The organism is Catenibacterium sp. co_0103 (assembly GCF_004168205.1).
GTDB lineage: Bacteria > Bacillota_I > Bacilli_A > Erysipelotrichales > Coprobacillaceae > Catenibacterium > Catenibacterium mitsuoka_A.
On record NZ_RCYB01000011.1, the window covers coordinates 1 to 17,107 of the forward strand.

Annotated in this window: 20 protein-coding genes; 5 read left to right on the forward strand and 15 right to left on the reverse strand. The window is 34.1% G+C overall.

Annotated elements, in window-relative coordinates; genetic code table 11:
* Positions 1-108 precede the first annotated feature (108 nt).
* The 7 genes from EAI80_RS03125 to EAI80_RS03155 form a co-directional block, all read right to left on the reverse strand.
* Positions 109-1,308: an L-serine ammonia-lyase, iron-sulfur-dependent, subunit alpha gene (locus EAI80_RS03125; RefSeq protein WP_129980889.1), complete on the reverse strand. Its 1,200-nt coding sequence runs from the start codon at positions 1,306-1,308 to the stop codon at positions 109-111.
* 40 nt (positions 1,309-1,348) lie between these two features.
* Positions 1,349-2,233, reverse strand: a complete 885-nt coding sequence (locus tag EAI80_RS03130; protein ID WP_022424481.1) for an ROK family protein — start codon at positions 2,231-2,233, stop codon at positions 1,349-1,351.
* A gap of 87 nt (positions 2,234-2,320) precedes the next feature.
* Positions 2,321-2,578: a hypothetical protein gene (locus tag EAI80_RS03135; RefSeq protein WP_129980890.1), complete on the reverse strand. Its 258-nt coding sequence runs from the start codon at positions 2,576-2,578 to the stop codon at positions 2,321-2,323.
* A 36-nt stretch (positions 2,579-2,614) separates the two neighbouring features.
* Positions 2,615-3,349 carry a pyruvate formate-lyase-activating protein gene (gene pflA / locus EAI80_RS03140; protein WP_129980891.1) on the reverse strand — a complete coding sequence of 245 codons (735 nt, stop codon included), beginning with the start codon at positions 3,347-3,349 and terminating at the stop codon, positions 2,615-2,617.
* Between the two features lie 51 nt (positions 3,350-3,400).
* Positions 3,401-5,662, reverse strand: coding sequence for a formate C-acetyltransferase (pflB, locus tag EAI80_RS03145; RefSeq protein ID WP_129980892.1), 2,262 nt, complete (start codon positions 5,660-5,662; stop codon positions 3,401-3,403).
* Positions 5,663-5,980: 318 nt separating this feature from the next.
* Positions 5,981-6,349, reverse strand: a complete 369-nt coding sequence (locus EAI80_RS03150) for a VOC family protein (RefSeq protein WP_129980893.1) — start codon at positions 6,347-6,349, stop codon at positions 5,981-5,983.
* A gap of 11 nt (positions 6,350-6,360) precedes the next feature.
* On the reverse strand, positions 6,361-6,684 hold the full coding sequence (locus EAI80_RS03155) for a PTS transporter subunit EIIB (protein WP_129980894.1): 324 nt from the start codon (positions 6,682-6,684) through the stop codon (positions 6,361-6,363).
* Between the two features lie 643 nt (positions 6,685-7,327).
* On the opposite strand from EAI80_RS03155, the gene EAI80_RS03165 reads away from it, so the two are divergent.
* On the forward strand, positions 7,328-8,530 hold the full coding sequence (locus EAI80_RS03165; RefSeq protein ID WP_129980895.1) for an FtsW/RodA/SpoVE family cell cycle protein: 1,203 nt from the start codon (positions 7,328-7,330) through the stop codon (positions 8,528-8,530).
* A gap of 48 nt (positions 8,531-8,578) precedes the next feature.
* On the opposite strand, the gene EAI80_RS03170 is transcribed toward EAI80_RS03165, so the two are convergent.
* The 3 genes from EAI80_RS03170 to EAI80_RS03180 are packed head-to-tail and all read right to left on the reverse strand — an operon-like array spanning position 8,579 to position 10,624.
* Positions 8,579-9,040 carry a hypothetical protein gene (locus EAI80_RS03170; protein ID WP_117458296.1) on the reverse strand — a complete coding sequence of 154 codons (462 nt, stop codon included), beginning with the start codon at positions 9,038-9,040 and terminating at the stop codon, positions 8,579-8,581.
* Positions 9,012-9,860 carry an RluA family pseudouridine synthase gene (locus tag EAI80_RS03175; RefSeq protein ID WP_129980896.1) on the reverse strand — a complete coding sequence of 283 codons (849 nt, stop codon included), beginning with the start codon at positions 9,858-9,860 and terminating at the stop codon, positions 9,012-9,014. Before EAI80_RS03175 ends, EAI80_RS03170 begins: the two co-directional genes overlap by 29 nt.
* On the reverse strand, positions 9,857-10,624 hold the full coding sequence (locus EAI80_RS03180) for an NAD kinase (RefSeq protein ID WP_129980897.1): 768 nt from the start codon (positions 10,622-10,624) through the stop codon (positions 9,857-9,859). The genes EAI80_RS03175 and EAI80_RS03180 overlap by 4 nt, the downstream gene beginning before the upstream one ends.
* Positions 10,625-10,731: 107 nt before the next feature.
* Between EAI80_RS03180 and EAI80_RS03185 the strand changes: the two genes are divergently transcribed.
* Positions 10,732-11,298, forward strand: coding sequence for a CYTH domain-containing protein (locus EAI80_RS03185; RefSeq protein ID WP_129980898.1), 567 nt, complete (start codon positions 10,732-10,734; stop codon positions 11,296-11,298).
* Here EAI80_RS03185 and spx read toward each other — a convergent pair.
* Positions 11,293-11,745, reverse strand: a complete 453-nt coding sequence (gene spx, locus EAI80_RS03190; protein WP_022424469.1) for a transcriptional regulator Spx — start codon at positions 11,743-11,745, stop codon at positions 11,293-11,295. The two genes, EAI80_RS03185 and spx, sit on opposite strands and share 6 nt — an antisense overlap.
* 296 nt (positions 11,746-12,041) lie before the next feature.
* Here spx and trpS point away from each other — a divergent pair, with 296 nt between their 5' ends.
* Positions 12,042-13,043, forward strand: a complete 1,002-nt coding sequence (trpS, locus tag EAI80_RS03195) for a tryptophan--tRNA ligase (protein WP_022424468.1) — start codon at positions 12,042-12,044, stop codon at positions 13,041-13,043.
* A gap of 25 nt (positions 13,044-13,068) precedes the next feature.
* Here the strand turns inward: trpS and EAI80_RS03200 are convergent, their stop codons facing one another.
* Both EAI80_RS03200 and EAI80_RS03205 read right to left on the reverse strand, forming a co-directional pair.
* Positions 13,069-13,911: an undecaprenyl-diphosphate phosphatase gene (locus EAI80_RS03200; protein ID WP_192923990.1), complete on the reverse strand. Its 843-nt coding sequence runs from the start codon at positions 13,909-13,911 to the stop codon at positions 13,069-13,071.
* A 96-nt stretch (positions 13,912-14,007) separates the two neighbouring features.
* Complete coding sequence (locus tag EAI80_RS03205; protein WP_129980900.1) at positions 14,008-14,382, reverse strand: RidA family protein; 375 nt, start codon at positions 14,380-14,382, stop codon at positions 14,008-14,010.
* A gap of 117 nt (positions 14,383-14,499) precedes the next feature.
* On the opposite strand from EAI80_RS03205, the gene EAI80_RS03210 reads away from it, so the two are divergent.
* On the forward strand, positions 14,500-14,922 hold the full coding sequence (locus EAI80_RS03210; protein WP_129980901.1) for a hypothetical protein: 423 nt from the start codon (positions 14,500-14,502) through the stop codon (positions 14,920-14,922).
* Between the two features lie 103 nt (positions 14,923-15,025).
* Positions 15,026-15,634, forward strand: a complete 609-nt coding sequence (locus EAI80_RS03215; RefSeq protein WP_129980902.1) for a recombinase family protein — start codon at positions 15,026-15,028, stop codon at positions 15,632-15,634.
* Positions 15,635-15,646: 12 nt separating this feature from the next.
* On the opposite strand, the gene EAI80_RS03220 is transcribed toward EAI80_RS03215, so the two are convergent.
* Positions 15,647-15,964, reverse strand: a complete 318-nt coding sequence (locus tag EAI80_RS03220; RefSeq protein WP_129980903.1) for a hypothetical protein — start codon at positions 15,962-15,964, stop codon at positions 15,647-15,649.
* Positions 15,954-17,030, reverse strand: a complete 1,077-nt coding sequence (alr, locus tag EAI80_RS03225) for an alanine racemase (RefSeq protein WP_117458285.1) — start codon at positions 17,028-17,030, stop codon at positions 15,954-15,956. Before alr ends, EAI80_RS03220 begins: the two co-directional genes overlap by 11 nt.
* Positions 17,031-17,107 lie beyond the last annotated feature (77 nt).

Sequence of the window (17,107 nt, forward strand, 5' to 3'; positions counted from 1 at the left end):
TTTTCTAAATTATTCAAACTTGTTTTTAAGTTTGTCTTTTTTTATACGTTTTGATTGATTTTTGTTTCACACTTTCCCCCCTTTATAAAAAAAGAAATAGTGAAATCACTATTTCAATTCTTTTGCAAGACCTCCTAGAGATGTTTCTTTATAAGCAACATTCAAGTCTTTGCCTGTTTCTTTCATAACTCTTACAACTGTATCGAAAGGTACTTTATTCTTACGTACATAACCTAACTGTCCTGCAAGCATAGCCGCATCATAAGCACGTAATGCAGCCAAAGCATTTCTTTCAATACAAGGAATCTGTACATAACCACCTACTGGGTCACATGTTAATCCCAAGTTATGTTCCAATCCCATTTCTGCTGCATAATCAACGAGACTATTATTTAACTCATTGATCCAGGCCATAGAGGCACTTGCCATTGCACAAGCTGTTCCTACTTCTGCCTGACATCCTCCATCTGCACCAGCAATAGTCGCATTATATTTAACAGTATTACCATATAATCCTCCAATCGCAAGTGCTTTGACTAAGTCTCTCTTTTTTAAGCCCATCTGATGATGTGCATAATAGAGAATAGCTGGTAGTACACCACTTGCACCACATGTCGGTGCAGTGACAATCATATGACCATCTGCATTCTCTTCAGACACTGCATAGGCATAGCTAGCAATAAATAAACGTTCCTGAGCCATTTCATGATGTGTATTTAAAGCCTGTTGATACATAGAACCAGCTACTCTTTTTAATTGTAGACTGCCCTGTAAGATACCCTGTGTATGTAACCCATTTTCTACGCAAGTAAACATTGCCTCAAGAACTTCAAATAAATATTCTTTAAAGTTTTCATCTTCAAAACGTAAAACATAATCATAAAGTGATAATCCTTCATTTTCACAATAATCGATGACTTCACGCATTGTATGATGAGGATAGATTTCTACCTTCTCCTCTTCTAAGTCTCCCTTAAAGTAAATTTCTCCTCCACCAATCGAATAAGCTTCAATAGGTTTTAATGCCTCTCCACCACAATATACTGTAACTAACATCCCATTAGGATGATAAGGTAATTCACCGCTCTTAAAAGAAAAATCACATGGTACAGGTGCAAATGTCTTCTGCATGATTTTATCTGTCAAATGTCCTTTACCAGTTAAAGATAAAGAACCATACAGATCAACATGTACCTTTTCCATATCTGGATAAAGTGATTTAATTCTTTCAGCGATCTTCATCGGTCCATAAGTATGAGATGAAGAAGGACCAATTCCTATTTTATAAAGTTCTCTAAGTGATTGCATGTATTATCCTCCTTTAAAAAAAGCAGGCTATGCCTGCTTTTTATTTATTCTTTAATGCCTGTTTAGCAAGTGCTAATCCACCACAAAATCCTGCATTATCTGCAAGTCCTGGATAAACAATATAATCCTTGATCTTATCTGTTGTAATTTCTTCTTTTGCAACATAACCGTTCAACATTTCCTGAACGTATTTATGAATCATTGGGAATAACTGTTTCTGGTGCATAACACCTCCACCTAAAATAATCTTCTTAGGTGAAATTGTAAGAATATAAATACATAAAGCCTGAGCAATATAATAAGCTTCTAAATCCCATGCTGGATGATCAACAGGTAATTCTTTAGCGCTCTTACCCCAGCGTTCTTCAATAGCTGGTCCAGCTGCTAAACCTTCAAAACATGTTCCGTGATATGGACATTTACCCTTATAAGTATCTTCTGGACGAGTGATCAATTTCATATGACCCATTTCTGGATGTAGTAAACCGTGTACAAGATTACCTTCTACAACAGCACCTCCACCTACACCTGTACCAATAGTCAAGTATAAAGCGCTATTTAATCCTTTAGCAGCACCAAATTCTACTTCACCTAAGCATGCACTGTTTACATCAGTATCAAATCCTACAGGAACACCTGGGAATGCTTCTTCTAAATCCTTTACGACATTATGATTAGACCATCCTGGTTTAGGAGTAGTAGTGACACTTCCATAAGTAGGACTTGTCTTATCTGGGTCAATTGGACCAAATGATCCAAAGCCAATAGCTTCTACACCCTTATCCTTGAAGAATTCAATTGTTTTCTTCATTGTTTCTTCTGGTGTTGTAGTTGGGAAAGATTCTCTTTCAAAAATGTTACCATTCTCATCACCAACACCAACGACGAACTTTGTTCCTCCACCTTCAATAGTACCTAATTTCATTATCCTTTACCTCCATAATAGTAATCACTCATATTTTAAATTATTTACTCCTAAAAGTAAACGAGCTTTTTTAAAGGCATGATATTTTTAAGCTACCATTTTATCATTTTTATAATATGCATATTGATCAAGTGAATAACCATGCTCCTGCATGACCTTGGTCATGATTGTTCCTTCAATCATCGCACGTTTAGCAGTTATTACTTTATAGTTTTCTTCCCCATTATGTGTATGGATAATATCCATCAATTGATTATGTACCTCTAGATAAAGGCTGCATAATGTGTCTAAACTCTGATTCTGTAAGAAAACAATGTAATTTTCATCAAAAAGCAATTCATCCATGAAAAATGCCTCCTTCTAGGAGACATTATATCATACTTATTTATATTTATCTGTATGTAGAATCTTATTTGCGTTTTCTACACGTTCATTTGTAGGTGGATCAATTCCTTCTAGCTTATATTCTAAGTTAAGTTCCTTCCACTTATATACACCAAGAGTATGATAAGGAAGAACTTCTACCTTTTTCACATTACTTAAAGTATCAATATAATCAGCTAAAGCATGAAGATCTTCATCATAATCACTTCTTTCAGGAACAAGTACATGTCTAATCCAGATAGGTTTATTGATATCATTCAAATATTGAATCATATCAAGAACACGCTTGTTTGAAGCACCAGTTAATACCTGGTGTCTTTCATCATTGATTTCTTTTATGTCTACCATAAGTAGATCTGTATATTTCATAAGTTCCTCAAACTTAGAGAAGAAAGGTTCTTCTCTTGTAAAGCATGCACCACTTGTATCAATACATGTATTGATTCCTGCTGCTTTAGCAAGTTTAAAGAATTCTAACAAGAAATCAATCTGTACAAGTGGTTCACCACCAGATACAGTAATACCTCCATCTTTACCCCAATAAGGTTCAAAACGTAAGGCACGGTCTAATGCCTGCTGTGGTGTCCATTCTTCAAACTTCTGACTTGCCCATGTATCTGGGTTATGACAGAACTGACATCTAAAAGGACATCCATGTAGAAATAAGATAAAACGTACACCTGGTCCATCTACAAGACCAAATGTTTCAACGGAATGTACACGAGCGTTCATCACATTCTCCTCCTCTATAAAAAACAGTCTCTTAAGAGACTGTTTTAATTATTACATATGATCGTGACAAGTTCTAGCAATTACGTCTAACTGCTGTTCTCTAGTTAAGTCAATGAACTTAACTGCATAACCAGATACACGGATTGTGAAGTTTGCATATTCTGGTTTTTCTGGATGTTCCATTGCATCGATTAACTTTTCTTTACCGAATACGTTAACGTTTAAGTGATGAGCACCCTGTCTGAAGTAACCATCCATAACTGTTACTAACTTATCAGCTCTTTCAGCTTCGTCATGACCTAATGCACTTGGAGCAATTGTCTGAGTATTTGAGATACCATCTAATGCCCATTCGTAAGGTAACTTAGCAACTGAGTTTAATGAAGCAAGTAAACCGTTCTTTTCTGCACCATATGCTGGGTTAGCACCTGGAGATAATGGTTCACCAGCTTTACGTCCATCAGGTAATGAACCTGTAGCCTTACCATAAACTACGTTAGAAGTGATTGTTAAGATTGAAGTAGTTGGTTCAGAATTTCTATATGTATGATGCTGTTTGATCTTTTCTAAGAATGTATGTAATAACCAAACTGCGATGTTGTCAGCTCTGTCATCATCGTTACCATAACGAGGGAAGTCACCGTCAACTTCGTAATCAACTACGATACCATCTTCATCTCTGATAGTCTTAACCTTAGCATATTTAATTGCGCTTAATGAGTCTACTACATGTGAGAAACCAGCAATACCAGTTGCGAATGTTCTACGAACATCAGTATCAATTAATGCCATTTCTGCAGCTTCATAGTAGTATTTATCATGCATGTACTGGATTAAGTTTAATGTATTTACATATAAATCTGCTAACCAGCTCATCATTGCATCATATTTCTTGATAACTTCATCGTAATCAAGATATTCAGAAGTAATTCCTCTATATTCAGGACCTACCTGCTGTTTAGTCTTTTCATCGATACCACCGTTGATAGCATAAGTTAAGCACTTAGCTAAGTTAGCTCTCGCACCGAAGAACTGCATTTCTTTACCAGTCTGAGTAGCTGATACACAGCAGCAGATTGAATAGTCATCGCCCCATACAGGTCTCATAACATCATCGTTTTCATACTGAATTGATGAAGTATCGATAGAGATCTTAGCAGCGTATTTCTTGAAGTTTTCTGGTAATGCTTCTGTATAAAGAACTGTTAAGTTTGGTTCTGGAGAAGGACCCATATCTTCTAATGTATGTAAGAAACGGTAGTCACTCTTTGTAACCATTGAACGTCCGTCAGTACCTAAACCTGCAACTTCAAGTGTAGCCCATACTGGGTCACCAGAGAATAATGCGTTGTATGATGGGATACGTGCGAACTTAACCATACGGAATTTCATAACGATATGGTCAACTAATTCCTGAGCTTCGCTTTCAGTTAATGTACCGTTAGCTAAATCTCTTTCAATATAGATATCAAGGAATGTAGAGATACGTCCAACTGACATAGCTGCACCATTCTGAGTCTTGATAGCTGCTAAATAACCAAAGTATAACCACTGGAATGCTTCACGAGCATTAGTAGCTGGTTTAGAAATATCATAACCATAAGCTTCAGCCATCTTCTTCATTTCATTAAGAGCTCTTACCTGTTCAGCAATTTCTTCTCTCTTTCTGATGATGTCTTCAGTCATTGATCCGCTACCACAGTTAGCAAAGTCTTCTTTCTTCCAATCGATTAATGCATCGATACCGTATAAAGCAACTCTTCTGTAGTCACCAACAATACGTCCACGACCATAAGTATCTGGAAGACCAGTGATAATCTTATTATGACGTGCTTTCATAATTTCAGGAGTGTAAACATCAAATACACCCTGGTTATGAGTCTTATGATATTTTGTGAAAATTTCATGTAATTTAGGATTTGGTGTATAACCATAAGTTTCGCAAGCCTGTTCAGCCATACGGATACCACCATAAGGCATGAATGCTCTCTTTAAAGGCTTATCTGTCTGTAAACCAACAACAGTTTCTAAGTCCTTCATGCTTTCATCAATATAACCAGGTCCATAAGCAGTTAAACCAGAAACTACTTCAGTTTCCATATCAAGAACTCCGCCTTTAGCTCTTTCTTCTGCCTGAAGTTCCTGTAATCTGCCCCATAATTTATTAGTTGCTTCTGTAGGTTCAGCTAAGAATGATTCATCGCCATCATATGGTTTGTAGTTATTCTGAATGAAGTCTCTAGTATTCACTTCTTCTTTCCATAAACGGCCTTTGAATCCAGCCCACGCATCAGCAAAACGATTTGTATCCATTGTAACAATTCCTCCTTAAAGTATAAAAAACCACTGAATTTTGTTACGCATCCTTTTCAGCGATTTCAATATACCATTATTCAAAATGTTTGTCTATGGATTTGCTTACATTTTTGTATGCGTTTTCTGTAAACGTATAACATTTTTTACCTCGTGATAAAAAATTTTCTCATAAGTTTGTTTTATTTTCCGAAATTGGTAATAATATATTTGTAGTTTTAGGAATAATGCGCTTACGTTAGTAACTTTTTTCCTATCTAAAAATATTTTTTAATTATTTTTTCACAAAAAAAGGAAATGCAGCATGCATTTCCTAGACTATTTTTCAGGTATGATTTCAAGCCAGTATCCATCTGGATCCTGGATAAAATAGATGCCCATTGAAGGATTTTCAAAACAGATACATCCCATCTTTTCATGTAATGCATGTGCCCCTTCATAATCATCTACATGAAAAGCTAAATGGAATTCTTCTTCTCCAATATCATAAGCCTGTGGATGATCTTTAAGCCATGTGAGTTCTAATTCAAATGGAGTTGTTTCATTACCAACATATACAATAATGAAGCTTCCATCTTCACTCACCTTACGTCTTCTTTCAGTTAAGCCTAATGCTTCTTCATAGAATTTAAGAGAAGCATCTAGATCCTTAACGTTATAGTTTTCGTGTACCATCTTAAATTTCATAACAAAACCTCTTATTTAATTTTTTCTAATACAGTTTCACAGATAATACTTGATGCTTTACCAAAGATCATAGTAAGTGTTAAATGACCTGCCACAATACCACTAGCCCCTAGTGTTTTGATTGTTTCAACATCAAGATCCTTATCCTGCTTTAAAGTCGCCTTTAATTTAGAAGGTGATGCTTCTAAAGCAGTAATGTTGTCTTTACCACCTAATGCTTTAATTAATAGATCTGCATCAATCGGACATTGTTCTTTACTTGTTTTCTTTTTGCGAGTCATCATCACAACAATTACGAGTACAACTACGATTGCTGCAATAATCCCAATAATCATATTTTTAGACACTTTATTCACACTGCCACTCAAATGTGATTAAATATCTCACATCGAGATAATGTAAGTTCTCACAAACATTACTTACTATTTCATCGTGTATGCTTTGGATTGACCGAAATCATATCTACTCACAAGTTATTGTACACTTCATAGTCGTAAATTTCCGAAATAGCCTTCGGTATATACATACATTTGCGTTTGTCTTCATCATTCCTGATACGTTTAAATCTTCAATCGTTATATAAGATGGCTTGGTTTTTACTATCTTTGTGATTGATTCTATGATGAAGTTTCTTACCCCAAACCTTTTTTTGAGTGGACTCTCCTTTCTTTAGATTTTCATACTTTCGAGAAAGAGTTCTCTGTTCTCGAATAAGCTGTTTTTCAAGTTTCTTTAATTTTGCATATTTGTTGATGTTCTTATAAGTCGTACCATTAGAGACAACGGTAAAATCTTTTGGCTTATAATTGTGATACTTAGTGTATTCATTTTAGCACTCTCTCGAGCATATTTAAACACATTCAAACACAATAGTTAATATATTCAGCTACTTATAGTTACCTCCTTTTTATTGAAGTATCTTTAAAATATAGTATACTATAAGAATGAAAAAAGTAAAAAGAAAAAAGGAGGGCACTCATGGAAAACCTTGAAGAAACACTCAAGAAATATCCTCTTATTGCCTTAATTATATTGCTTGGTGCCATCAGTTGTTTTGCAGTTGCAAGTGCTGCACCAATTATGACCAACATTGCGAATCCTTATACACTATGGTTGAAGCAAGGGCTTTATTATGTTATAGGTGGCATTCTAGGCTATATTGTCTATAAAATAGGTCAGGATACCCTATATACTCATATTAAAACACTCTATATGATTTTTATTGTATTACTTATCGGGCTTGCAATAGACCATTTTGTCTATACAAAAGTATTGCATATCCACATAGTACCTCTAGCAACCTGGGTGAACGGTGCGACTTCATGGTATACTATCCCAGGATTCAGTTTTCAGCCTTCAGAATTCATGAAGATCATCATGGTTATGTATCTTGCGAAAATTACCCAGGAATATAATGATCGTGTTCTAATCAAAACAACGGACAGTGAAATACAGTATATTATTCAAGTCATGAAGATTTCTTTACCACCAGCTATTCTTATTTATTTACAGAATGACTCGGGGGTTATGATGATTCTTATGGCAGCTGTTTTCTTTGTATTATTATCAAGTGGTATGAATGGAAACTGGTTCCTATTTATTTTAGTGATTGCAGTAGTAGGTGTACTTGGAATGGCTTATTTATTCATCTACCAGAACGGAGTCTTTACATCTATCATCTCAGGGCATAAACTAGACCGTATTTATGGCTGGCTAGATCCTGAAGGAACAACTGGCAATCAAGGGTTACAGTCATGGTTTGCACAGTTATCTTATGGGACTGCAGGATGGTTTGGACATGGTTTTAGAGCTGTTGTCAAGGTCTTCCCTGAAGGACAGACAGACTTTATCTTCTCTGTTATCGCGACTGATTTTGGTTATGTAGGTGCACTCATCACTTTACTTGCCATTGCAGCATTTGATATCACTATCTTAAATATCGGCTTAAAGAGTGATAATATTCGTGATAAGACATTTATCATGGGAACATTTGGATGTCTCATCTTCCAGCAGACATGGAATATTGGAATGATTCTTGGATTACTTCCTATTACTGGTATTACTTTACCAATGCTGTCTTATGGAGGATCTTCATTACTTTCATATATGTTCGCAATGGGTATTATTATTGATATTGATTATCAGAATAAGCTTCGTGATGTAAAACATAAACAATACTAAAAACGACATGCCTCTCATGAGGTATGCCGTTTTTCTTATTTCATATAACTAACCCTTAATATCTTTAAGTAAAGCTACATGTTCACCATAAATATGTCCTGTTTCAGGTACATAGATAATAAGTGCTTCTTTTTCATTCTTATAAATAGAACGACTCTTTTCTACAAATGCAAATAAGAGATTATCCCCCTTAGTTGTCTTAAGCTGTACTCTCTCATTATACTTCACTGGTGTAACCACATATTCACAAGGTACTGTAGGTACCTCTTTTAAGTTCACCATCTGTTTATAATAACTATAAACCATAAAGAATAAGCCAGCAGTAATAGCCACCCCAAGAGCATAGATTACTTTAGATTGAGTTGGAACAAGAAAAGCAGCCACTAATGTGATAATCACAACTACAGGAATAATTCTAGAGAACTTCTTATAGTGCTTTCCATATTCATTACATTTATAAGTCATATATTTTTCTGACTGCTTAAGATTTAATTTTTTTAATTCGTACATCGTTGAACACCTTCTTTAAAGTCATACATTGTTGTGTGATAGGATGTTTAAAGGCTATTTCTACACTATCTAGATAGAACCCTTTTCCTTCACCATAAAGTGGATCTCCTACTAATGGACATCCTAAATAAGCCATATGAACACGTATCTGATGCGTACGTCCTGTTTCTAGCTTACATTCTACTAAAGAATAGTCTTTAGTTGTTTTAATAGTACGGTAATGGGTGATTGCTTCTTTACCGCCTTCTTTTACTTCTCTTTTAGTCCCATGACCTTCTGCATGGTCAATAGGCGCATTGACAGTGCCTTGTCCTGGATTGCCTTTTACAAGTGCATGATATACACGTTTCACCTGTTTGATATCATGAGAAAAAGCATCATGAACATAACGGCTTTTCGCAATCATCATGAGCCCTGATGTTTCTTTATCAAGTCTATTTACTAAATGAATTGCACTCTCAATATGATTTACTTGATAGTAATGCATAATCGCATTTCCTAATGACTCTGTTAAATACTTCTTAACAGGGATACAGGCAAGATTAGGCTGCTTATCAATGATCATCAAATAATCATCTTCATATACAACTTTTAAGGGAATATCTACAGGAATCACATGACTTGTTTCTTTAGGAAAAACAATAGCCACACTATCCCCTGTTACTGTCTTATAACACAAATACTGCTTTTCTCCATTCACTAATATCTCTCCATGATTTCTAGAATCTTTGACTAGTTTCTTAGAAATACCATGTAAATAGAAAAATTCATCTAAACGCATATCTTTGTGCTGTTCATCTATTTCAAACTGCAAGATCATAGATATGATTTCCTCAATCTCTTCACAAATGATACATGACGATAATCACAGAAATGAGCCACACGTTTAGATAAACGTGCTTCTATGACATCATGATCCTTTAATTCATAAATATCTGTATCAATACCTAAAACCGCATTCTCGCTAAAATCTGTCTCAAAGCGCACTACATCCTCATCTCCTAAAATAAGAGGACTGCCTAAAGAACGATAAGCATTATGATGAATACCAGCTATTTCCGTCACCTGCATCAGTCTTAAGCTAGGATTAATCACTGCCCCACCTAATGATTTATTTAATGCAGTAGAACCTGAAGGCGTACTGACACAAAGTCCGTTTCCTCTAAATGTTTCCATATGTTCATCGTTTACATACATATCTATAACCTGTGAACGATAACTATTCTCTATACGCATTTCATTTAAAGCATGAAAGATTTCTCCATTATAAGAAATACGCAAGAGATGTCGATCAAAGATTTCAGGTTCTTTTGTAATAATATCTTTTACAAGCTGTTTATATTCATCCTTTAAATAGTCTGTAAAGAACCCAAGTGTTCCTGTATGGATTCCTACAAATGAGACATCATTTAAAACATGCTCATAACGATGAATAGAATAAATCATAGTTCCATCTCCACCTACAGAAATCACTATATCTGGATGTTCTTCATCATAAATCAGTTCGTTGAGTTCATCTTTAATCAAAGCAGCAAGATGACGGGATACATCATCTTTTTTTGACACAATTGCATATCTTTTCATTTTTTATCACCGCTATTATTATACTTTCTATTACCTTTTTACGCAATATGACTTGTATTGACGGGTTTATCTCTCAAGTATATAATTTGATAAAATGAGGAGAAATTATGGAAAAAAATCTTGAAATAGAATATAAGATGTTATTAAGTGAAGCTCTATTCAATCAATTGATGAATGACTTCAAAGGGCATACTTATAGTCAGACAAACTATTATCTTACAAGTATTGAATTAAGTGCTTTACGCTATAGTCTTCGTATAAGAGAAAAAGAAGGTTATTATGAGATGACTTTAAAGATTCCTGAAAAGAATGGTCGTCTAGAACATAATCTAGAAATTACTAAAGAAGATTTAGAAATGATTCAAAAAGGTGAAATACCTGATAATGAGATTACTCGTTTATTAAGTAATAAGGGATTTAATTTAAGTCTTATTAAACAGGCTTATTCTTTGACTACTATTAGAAGAGATGTTCCTTTTGATTCAGGTATGTTATCTCTTGATGAAAATCATTATAACGGAATCACTGATTATGAATTAGAATTTGAAGTGAATGACGAAGAAAAAGGACTTAAACAATTTGAAGAATTATGTCAAACATATCATCTACAGTATAAAGCAAACTGTGCAAGTAAGATTGCGAGAGTTCTAAGCACATTAAAAGCAGGCCTATAAGCCTGCTTTTTTATTGTGATGATAGTCTTCCACAAGTGTAGATGCACTGAATTGCGGACAATTGTCAAACTTCTGACATTCTGCCAGCTTTCTTAATTCTCTTGGAATAAATGCACGAATTTCTTCCGCATTATAACCTACCTGAAAACGTCTTTCATCAATCATAATAGGACGTTTTAAGATAGATGGATTCTTCTGAATAAAATGAATTAATTCATTGGTAGACATATCTTCGATGTCTACTTTATTCTCTTTGATGATTTTAGAACGTTTAGAAATGATATCATCCGTACCATTCTCGCTACGTTCTAATAGTTCACGTAGTTCATCTTCTCTTAGTATTGTAGAAAAAATATTCTTTTCTACATAAGGAATATCATGTTCTTTGAGCCATGCTTTGACTTTTCTGCATGATGCACAACTTGGTGCAGTGTAGATTCTAATCATGATTTCACCTCTTTCTTTTGTTTATTATACATCATTTTCGTAGGTTGTGTATGTTTATTGGTTGCATTCACATAATTTTGTATTATAATGAAAGAAGCAATGAACAGAAATAAGTAGTTTTTTATACTATGGATAGAGAGCTCATGGATGGTGGAAATGAGTCATAGATACTAAATGAATTGGGTTCTGGGAGCTTTTCTAGCATGAGTTAGAAACGTCTGCTGTCGTTACCAGCACAAATACACATTGGTGGCACGTCCTTTGGGCGTGCCTTTTTTATTTAGGAGGATGTAATTATGAAAAGAATGTTAAGTGGTATTAAACCTACAGGACGTGTTACTTTAGGTAACTACATTGGCGCTATTAAGCCATTTGTACAGTTCCAGAATGAATATGAAATGATTATCTTTGTTGCTAATCTTCATTCAATGACTATTTACCAGGAACCTAAGGATTTAAGAAAAAATACAAAAGATTTAATCGCATTATATATTGCAGCTGGATTAGATCCTGAACAGGTGACTTTATTCCTACAGAGTGATGTCTTAGAACATGCTCAGCTTGGATGGTATTTAGGATGCATGGTCTCTATGGGTGAATTATCACGTATGACTCAATATAAATCAAAGAAACTTGAAGCAGAAGAAAAAGGTGGACATATTGGCGCTGGTATCTTCAACTACCCTTCTTTAATGAATGCAGACATCTTAATGTATGATCCAGACTATGTACCAGTAGGAGAAGACCAGAAACAGCATGTAGAGCTTGCTAGAAATGTAGCAGAACGTTTTAATAGCCGTTATAGTGATACTTTCAAGCTTCCTGAACCTATTATTCCTAAAGTAGGTGGACGTATTATGGACTTACAGGATCCTACTAAGAAGATGAGTAAATCATCACCTAATGGTAAAGGATGTATTTATGTATTAGATCCAATTAATGTATCTAAGAAGAAGATCTTATCTGCAGTGACTGATAGTGATTCACATGTGAAGTTTGACCCAGAAAACAAACCTGGTATTTCTAACCTACTTGAAATCTATTCTATTATTTCGGGTAAGACTATTGAAGAACTTGAAACAATGTATGAAGGTAAAGGTTATGGGGATTTCAAGAAAGATCTTGCAGAAGTTGTTGGTAATGAACTTCAAAGAATTCAGGACCGTTATAATGAAATCCTAGACGGTGATTATCTTGATAATGTTCTTGAAGCAGGAGCAGAAAAAGCAAGAAGAATCGCAAGAAAGAAACTTGCAAAGGTTGAAAGAAAGATTGGTATCACAATCAAGAAAAAATAAAACAATGGCTCGCGCCATTGTTTTTTTATTTAATGATAAAGAAATATGCAAGTACTAATAGTCCTAATACAATTCTATACCATCCAAATACCTTGAAGTCATGCTTCTTGATATAGCTCATTAAGAACTTGATGATTAAAATTGATGATACAAATGCGACAAGCATACCAAGTCCTAATACTGCAAGCTGTGAAACTGTAAATGCAAGACCAAACTTAACTAGTTTTAATAAGCTTGCGCCAAACATAACAGGAATAGCTAAGAAGAATGTAAATTCTGCAGCAACTGTACGGCTAACACCTAACATTAATCCACCAAGGATTGTCGCACCAGAACGAGATGTACCTGGGAAAATAGCTGCAATTAACTGGAACATACCAATTAAGAAAGCAGTTTTACCATTAATAGCTTTTAAAGAGTTAATTTTAGGTCTTAGTGATGCATTTCTATTTTCAATTACGATAAATCCAATACCAAAGACAATTAATGCTAGAGCGACACAAGGTGGATTATAGAATAATGCTTCAAATACATCATCAAATAATAATCCTACTACTGCTGCTGGGATACATGCAAAGATGATCTTAAGCCATAAATCAAAGATATCTCTATCTACATATTTAAAGAAACCTTTTACCATTGGATTTGTATTCTTCTTAAATGGCCAGATCTGATTCCAATAGATAACTACTACTGCAAGAATAGCACCTAACTGAATTACAACCTGGAACATAGAATAGAAATCTTTAGAAACATCTAATTTCACAAATTCATTTAATAAAATCATATGTCCAGTACTACTGATAGGTAACCACTCAGTGATACCTTCTACAATACCAAACAAAATAGTTTTTAAATAGAGTAACATAATAATCTCCTTTTTTATTGTCTTTTTGATTATGGCACAATTCTCATTATTTTCAAGGTTTTAAGCATAAAAAAAGACTTTCTCGGATGAGAAAGTCTATTTTACTGCAACGACTTCAACTTCTAGTAAAGCACCTTTAGGAAGTTTAGCAACTTCTACAGCACTTCTTGCTGGATAAGGTTCTTCAAAGTATTCAGCATAAATACCATTCATAGTTGCGAAATCATTAATATTATCTAAAAATACAGTTGTTTTCACAACATTCTTGAATGTAAGATTCTGACTTTCAAGTAAACCTTTTACATTATCTAATGCACGTCTAGTCTGTGCTTCGATGCCTTCTGGCATCACGCCTGTTTCAGGATCTAATGGAATTTGTCCTGAAAAGAAGATCATATTACCAATATCGATTCCCTGGCTATATGGTCCAATAGCACCTGGTGCTTTATTTGTTTTTACTACTTTAGTCATTTGTACATCCTCCTAATGGTCCTATTATACCATTGTTATACAGTAAAGTGAAACAATAAGATGTTGTCATAAAGGGTAGAATTTGCTACAATATTTAAACGGAGGCGTACAAGAATTATGAAAGATTTTATCAAGAAATTTGCACGTGAAATCAGTGTTTTTGGATTAGTACTTGTTGTATTCCTTGGATTATTTATTTATCGTCAGGTAACATATGCAACATATACAACTTTATCAAGCACTAAGTTTGAACAGAAGATTGAAAACAAGGATAGTTTCATTCTTGTTGCAGGTGATAGTTCTGATAGTGCTATGAAGTCTTTCCAGGAAGTAATGACTACTTACCAGACAAAGAATAGAAAAAATAAAATTTATTATGTTGATACAAAAGGAAAGTCTTCTAATTACCTTACTAAGAAATTAAATGTCAATATCTCTACACCTTGTACATTTATTATTAAAAAAGGTAAAGTGACTGCAAAGTATCCAGGTGCTCTACAGTACTACTATTTCAAAGATTTTATAAATGCAAACCTATAAAAGAGATTGCCCGAAAGGCAATCTTTTTACATGTAAAATTTTTTATTAATATATATAGGAAGTGTATATTTTGTATAATCTCCATAATCAATGGAGGTAAGATATGAAATATGCTTATATTAGAGTTTCTACTAAAGACCAGAATATTGATAGACAGGTAGAAGCAATGAAAGAGGCTGGTATTGATAAGAGTAAGATGTTTATTGATAAGCAGTCAGGTAAGGATTTTGAACTTATGAATTATGAGAAAATGTTAAGAAAGCTGAAGGCAGGTGATGAAGTGTATATTAAGTCTATTGATAGACTTGGCAGAAATTATGATGAGATTATTGAACAATGGAGAATACTGACAAAAGATAAGGATGTAGATGCGAGTGTATTAGATTTTCCACTTCTTGATACAAAAAATAAGATAAATGGCTTAACAGGAAAGTTTATTGCAGATCTTGTATTACAGATATTATCCTATGTTGCCCAGATAGAAAGAGAAAATATTAGACAAAGACAAGCTGAAGGTATCAGAATCGCTAAAGAAAAAGGTGTGAAGTTTGGTAGACCAGTCATGGAGATTCCAGAGAATTTTGATTCTATTTATCAGCTTTGGGAGAATAATTTAATTAGTTTAAGAGAAGCAGGAAGGATGCTGGAAATAAGTCATACGACATTCCAGAGACTTGCAAAAAGATATAATAATAAAGATGTCAGCCGTTAAGCTGACATCTTTTTACTTCTTGAATTCTATTTCATTAAGTGGTACATCATTTTTTAACTTGTGGTTACAATTAGGACATCTATTTTCTACACCAGTCACAAAACTTCTAGACTTTGTAAAAACATCAACATGACCACATGAGTCACAACGACATCTTTTCATTAAAGTAAAATTATAAGCCATAAGTAAGATATAAAGCACAACAGTCCCTATAGTTCCAGGTAAACCCCATGACATAAAGAAACTGACTAGTATACCAATAATTAATAAGAAGTTAGAACCTATTTCTATTCTTCTAATTGTTTTCGCATATTGATTTCTATTTTTCATATATTCTCTCCACTCTTGGTGAAATGAGACAGATGATTTCATAAGGGATTGTATTGATTTCTTTAGCCATTTTCGCAAGTGAGATATGTTCTCCAAAGATTTCTACATCATCCCCAGGTTTTACATTTTCATCTACCTTCACCATACACTGATCCATACATACTCTTCCTACTACAGGATAGTAATGACCATTAATATAGACTTCTCTACCCTGATTAGCGCGTGTAAATCCATCTGCATAACCAATTGGTAAAGTCGCAATATATTGATCCTCATCAGCTGTATAAGTCATTCCATAACCAATCTTTTCACCTTTAGGTACAACTTTAACCATAGCAACTTTTGTATAAAGACTCATAGCTTGTTTTAAATCACTATTTTCTTCACCACGTGGATCTACACCATACATCGCAATACCAATACGTGTCAAATTACCATAGTCTGAATGATGGAACATCATAGCAGCTGAGTTATCACAATGAATATATTTAAAACGGTTATTACCTACAATAGATTTAAATAAAGCCAACTGCTTTTCATATTCATCATCCTGAGAGAAATCATCTGCTGTCGCAAAATGAGTAAAGATACCTTCCACATCAATCTTAGAAGAATCTATCATTTCCATAGCCTTTTCAAATTCTTTTTCTGTCTTAAAGCCAATTCTGTTCATACCTGAATCAATACTTAAATGAACCTTAACAGGGGCATCATAGTGATGCATTTCATTAATCTTATTTAAGTAATCAAAAGAGAATAAAGCAAGGCTGATATTCTTCTTAATCGCAATATCTAAGTCTTCTAGTGGTATTGCACCTAATACTAGAATATCTTGTTTTACACCTAAATCTCTTAAGTCTACAGCTTCTTTTAAAGTAGCTACTGCAAACATCTGAATAATAGATTCATCCTTTAAAACAGAAGCAACTTCCTTATAGCCATGTCCATACGCATTTGCTTTAATGATAGCCACCATAGGCTTTTTAGTTTTTTTATATAATGTTTCTACATTTTCTTTAATATAATCTAAACGTACCTTTGCATACGTATCACGATAACGTGTCATTTTATATTCCTCTTTTCCTTACGTAAAAAGTATAAACTAGAGATTTATACTTTTCAAGAACTGTTTGAAAAAGCAGC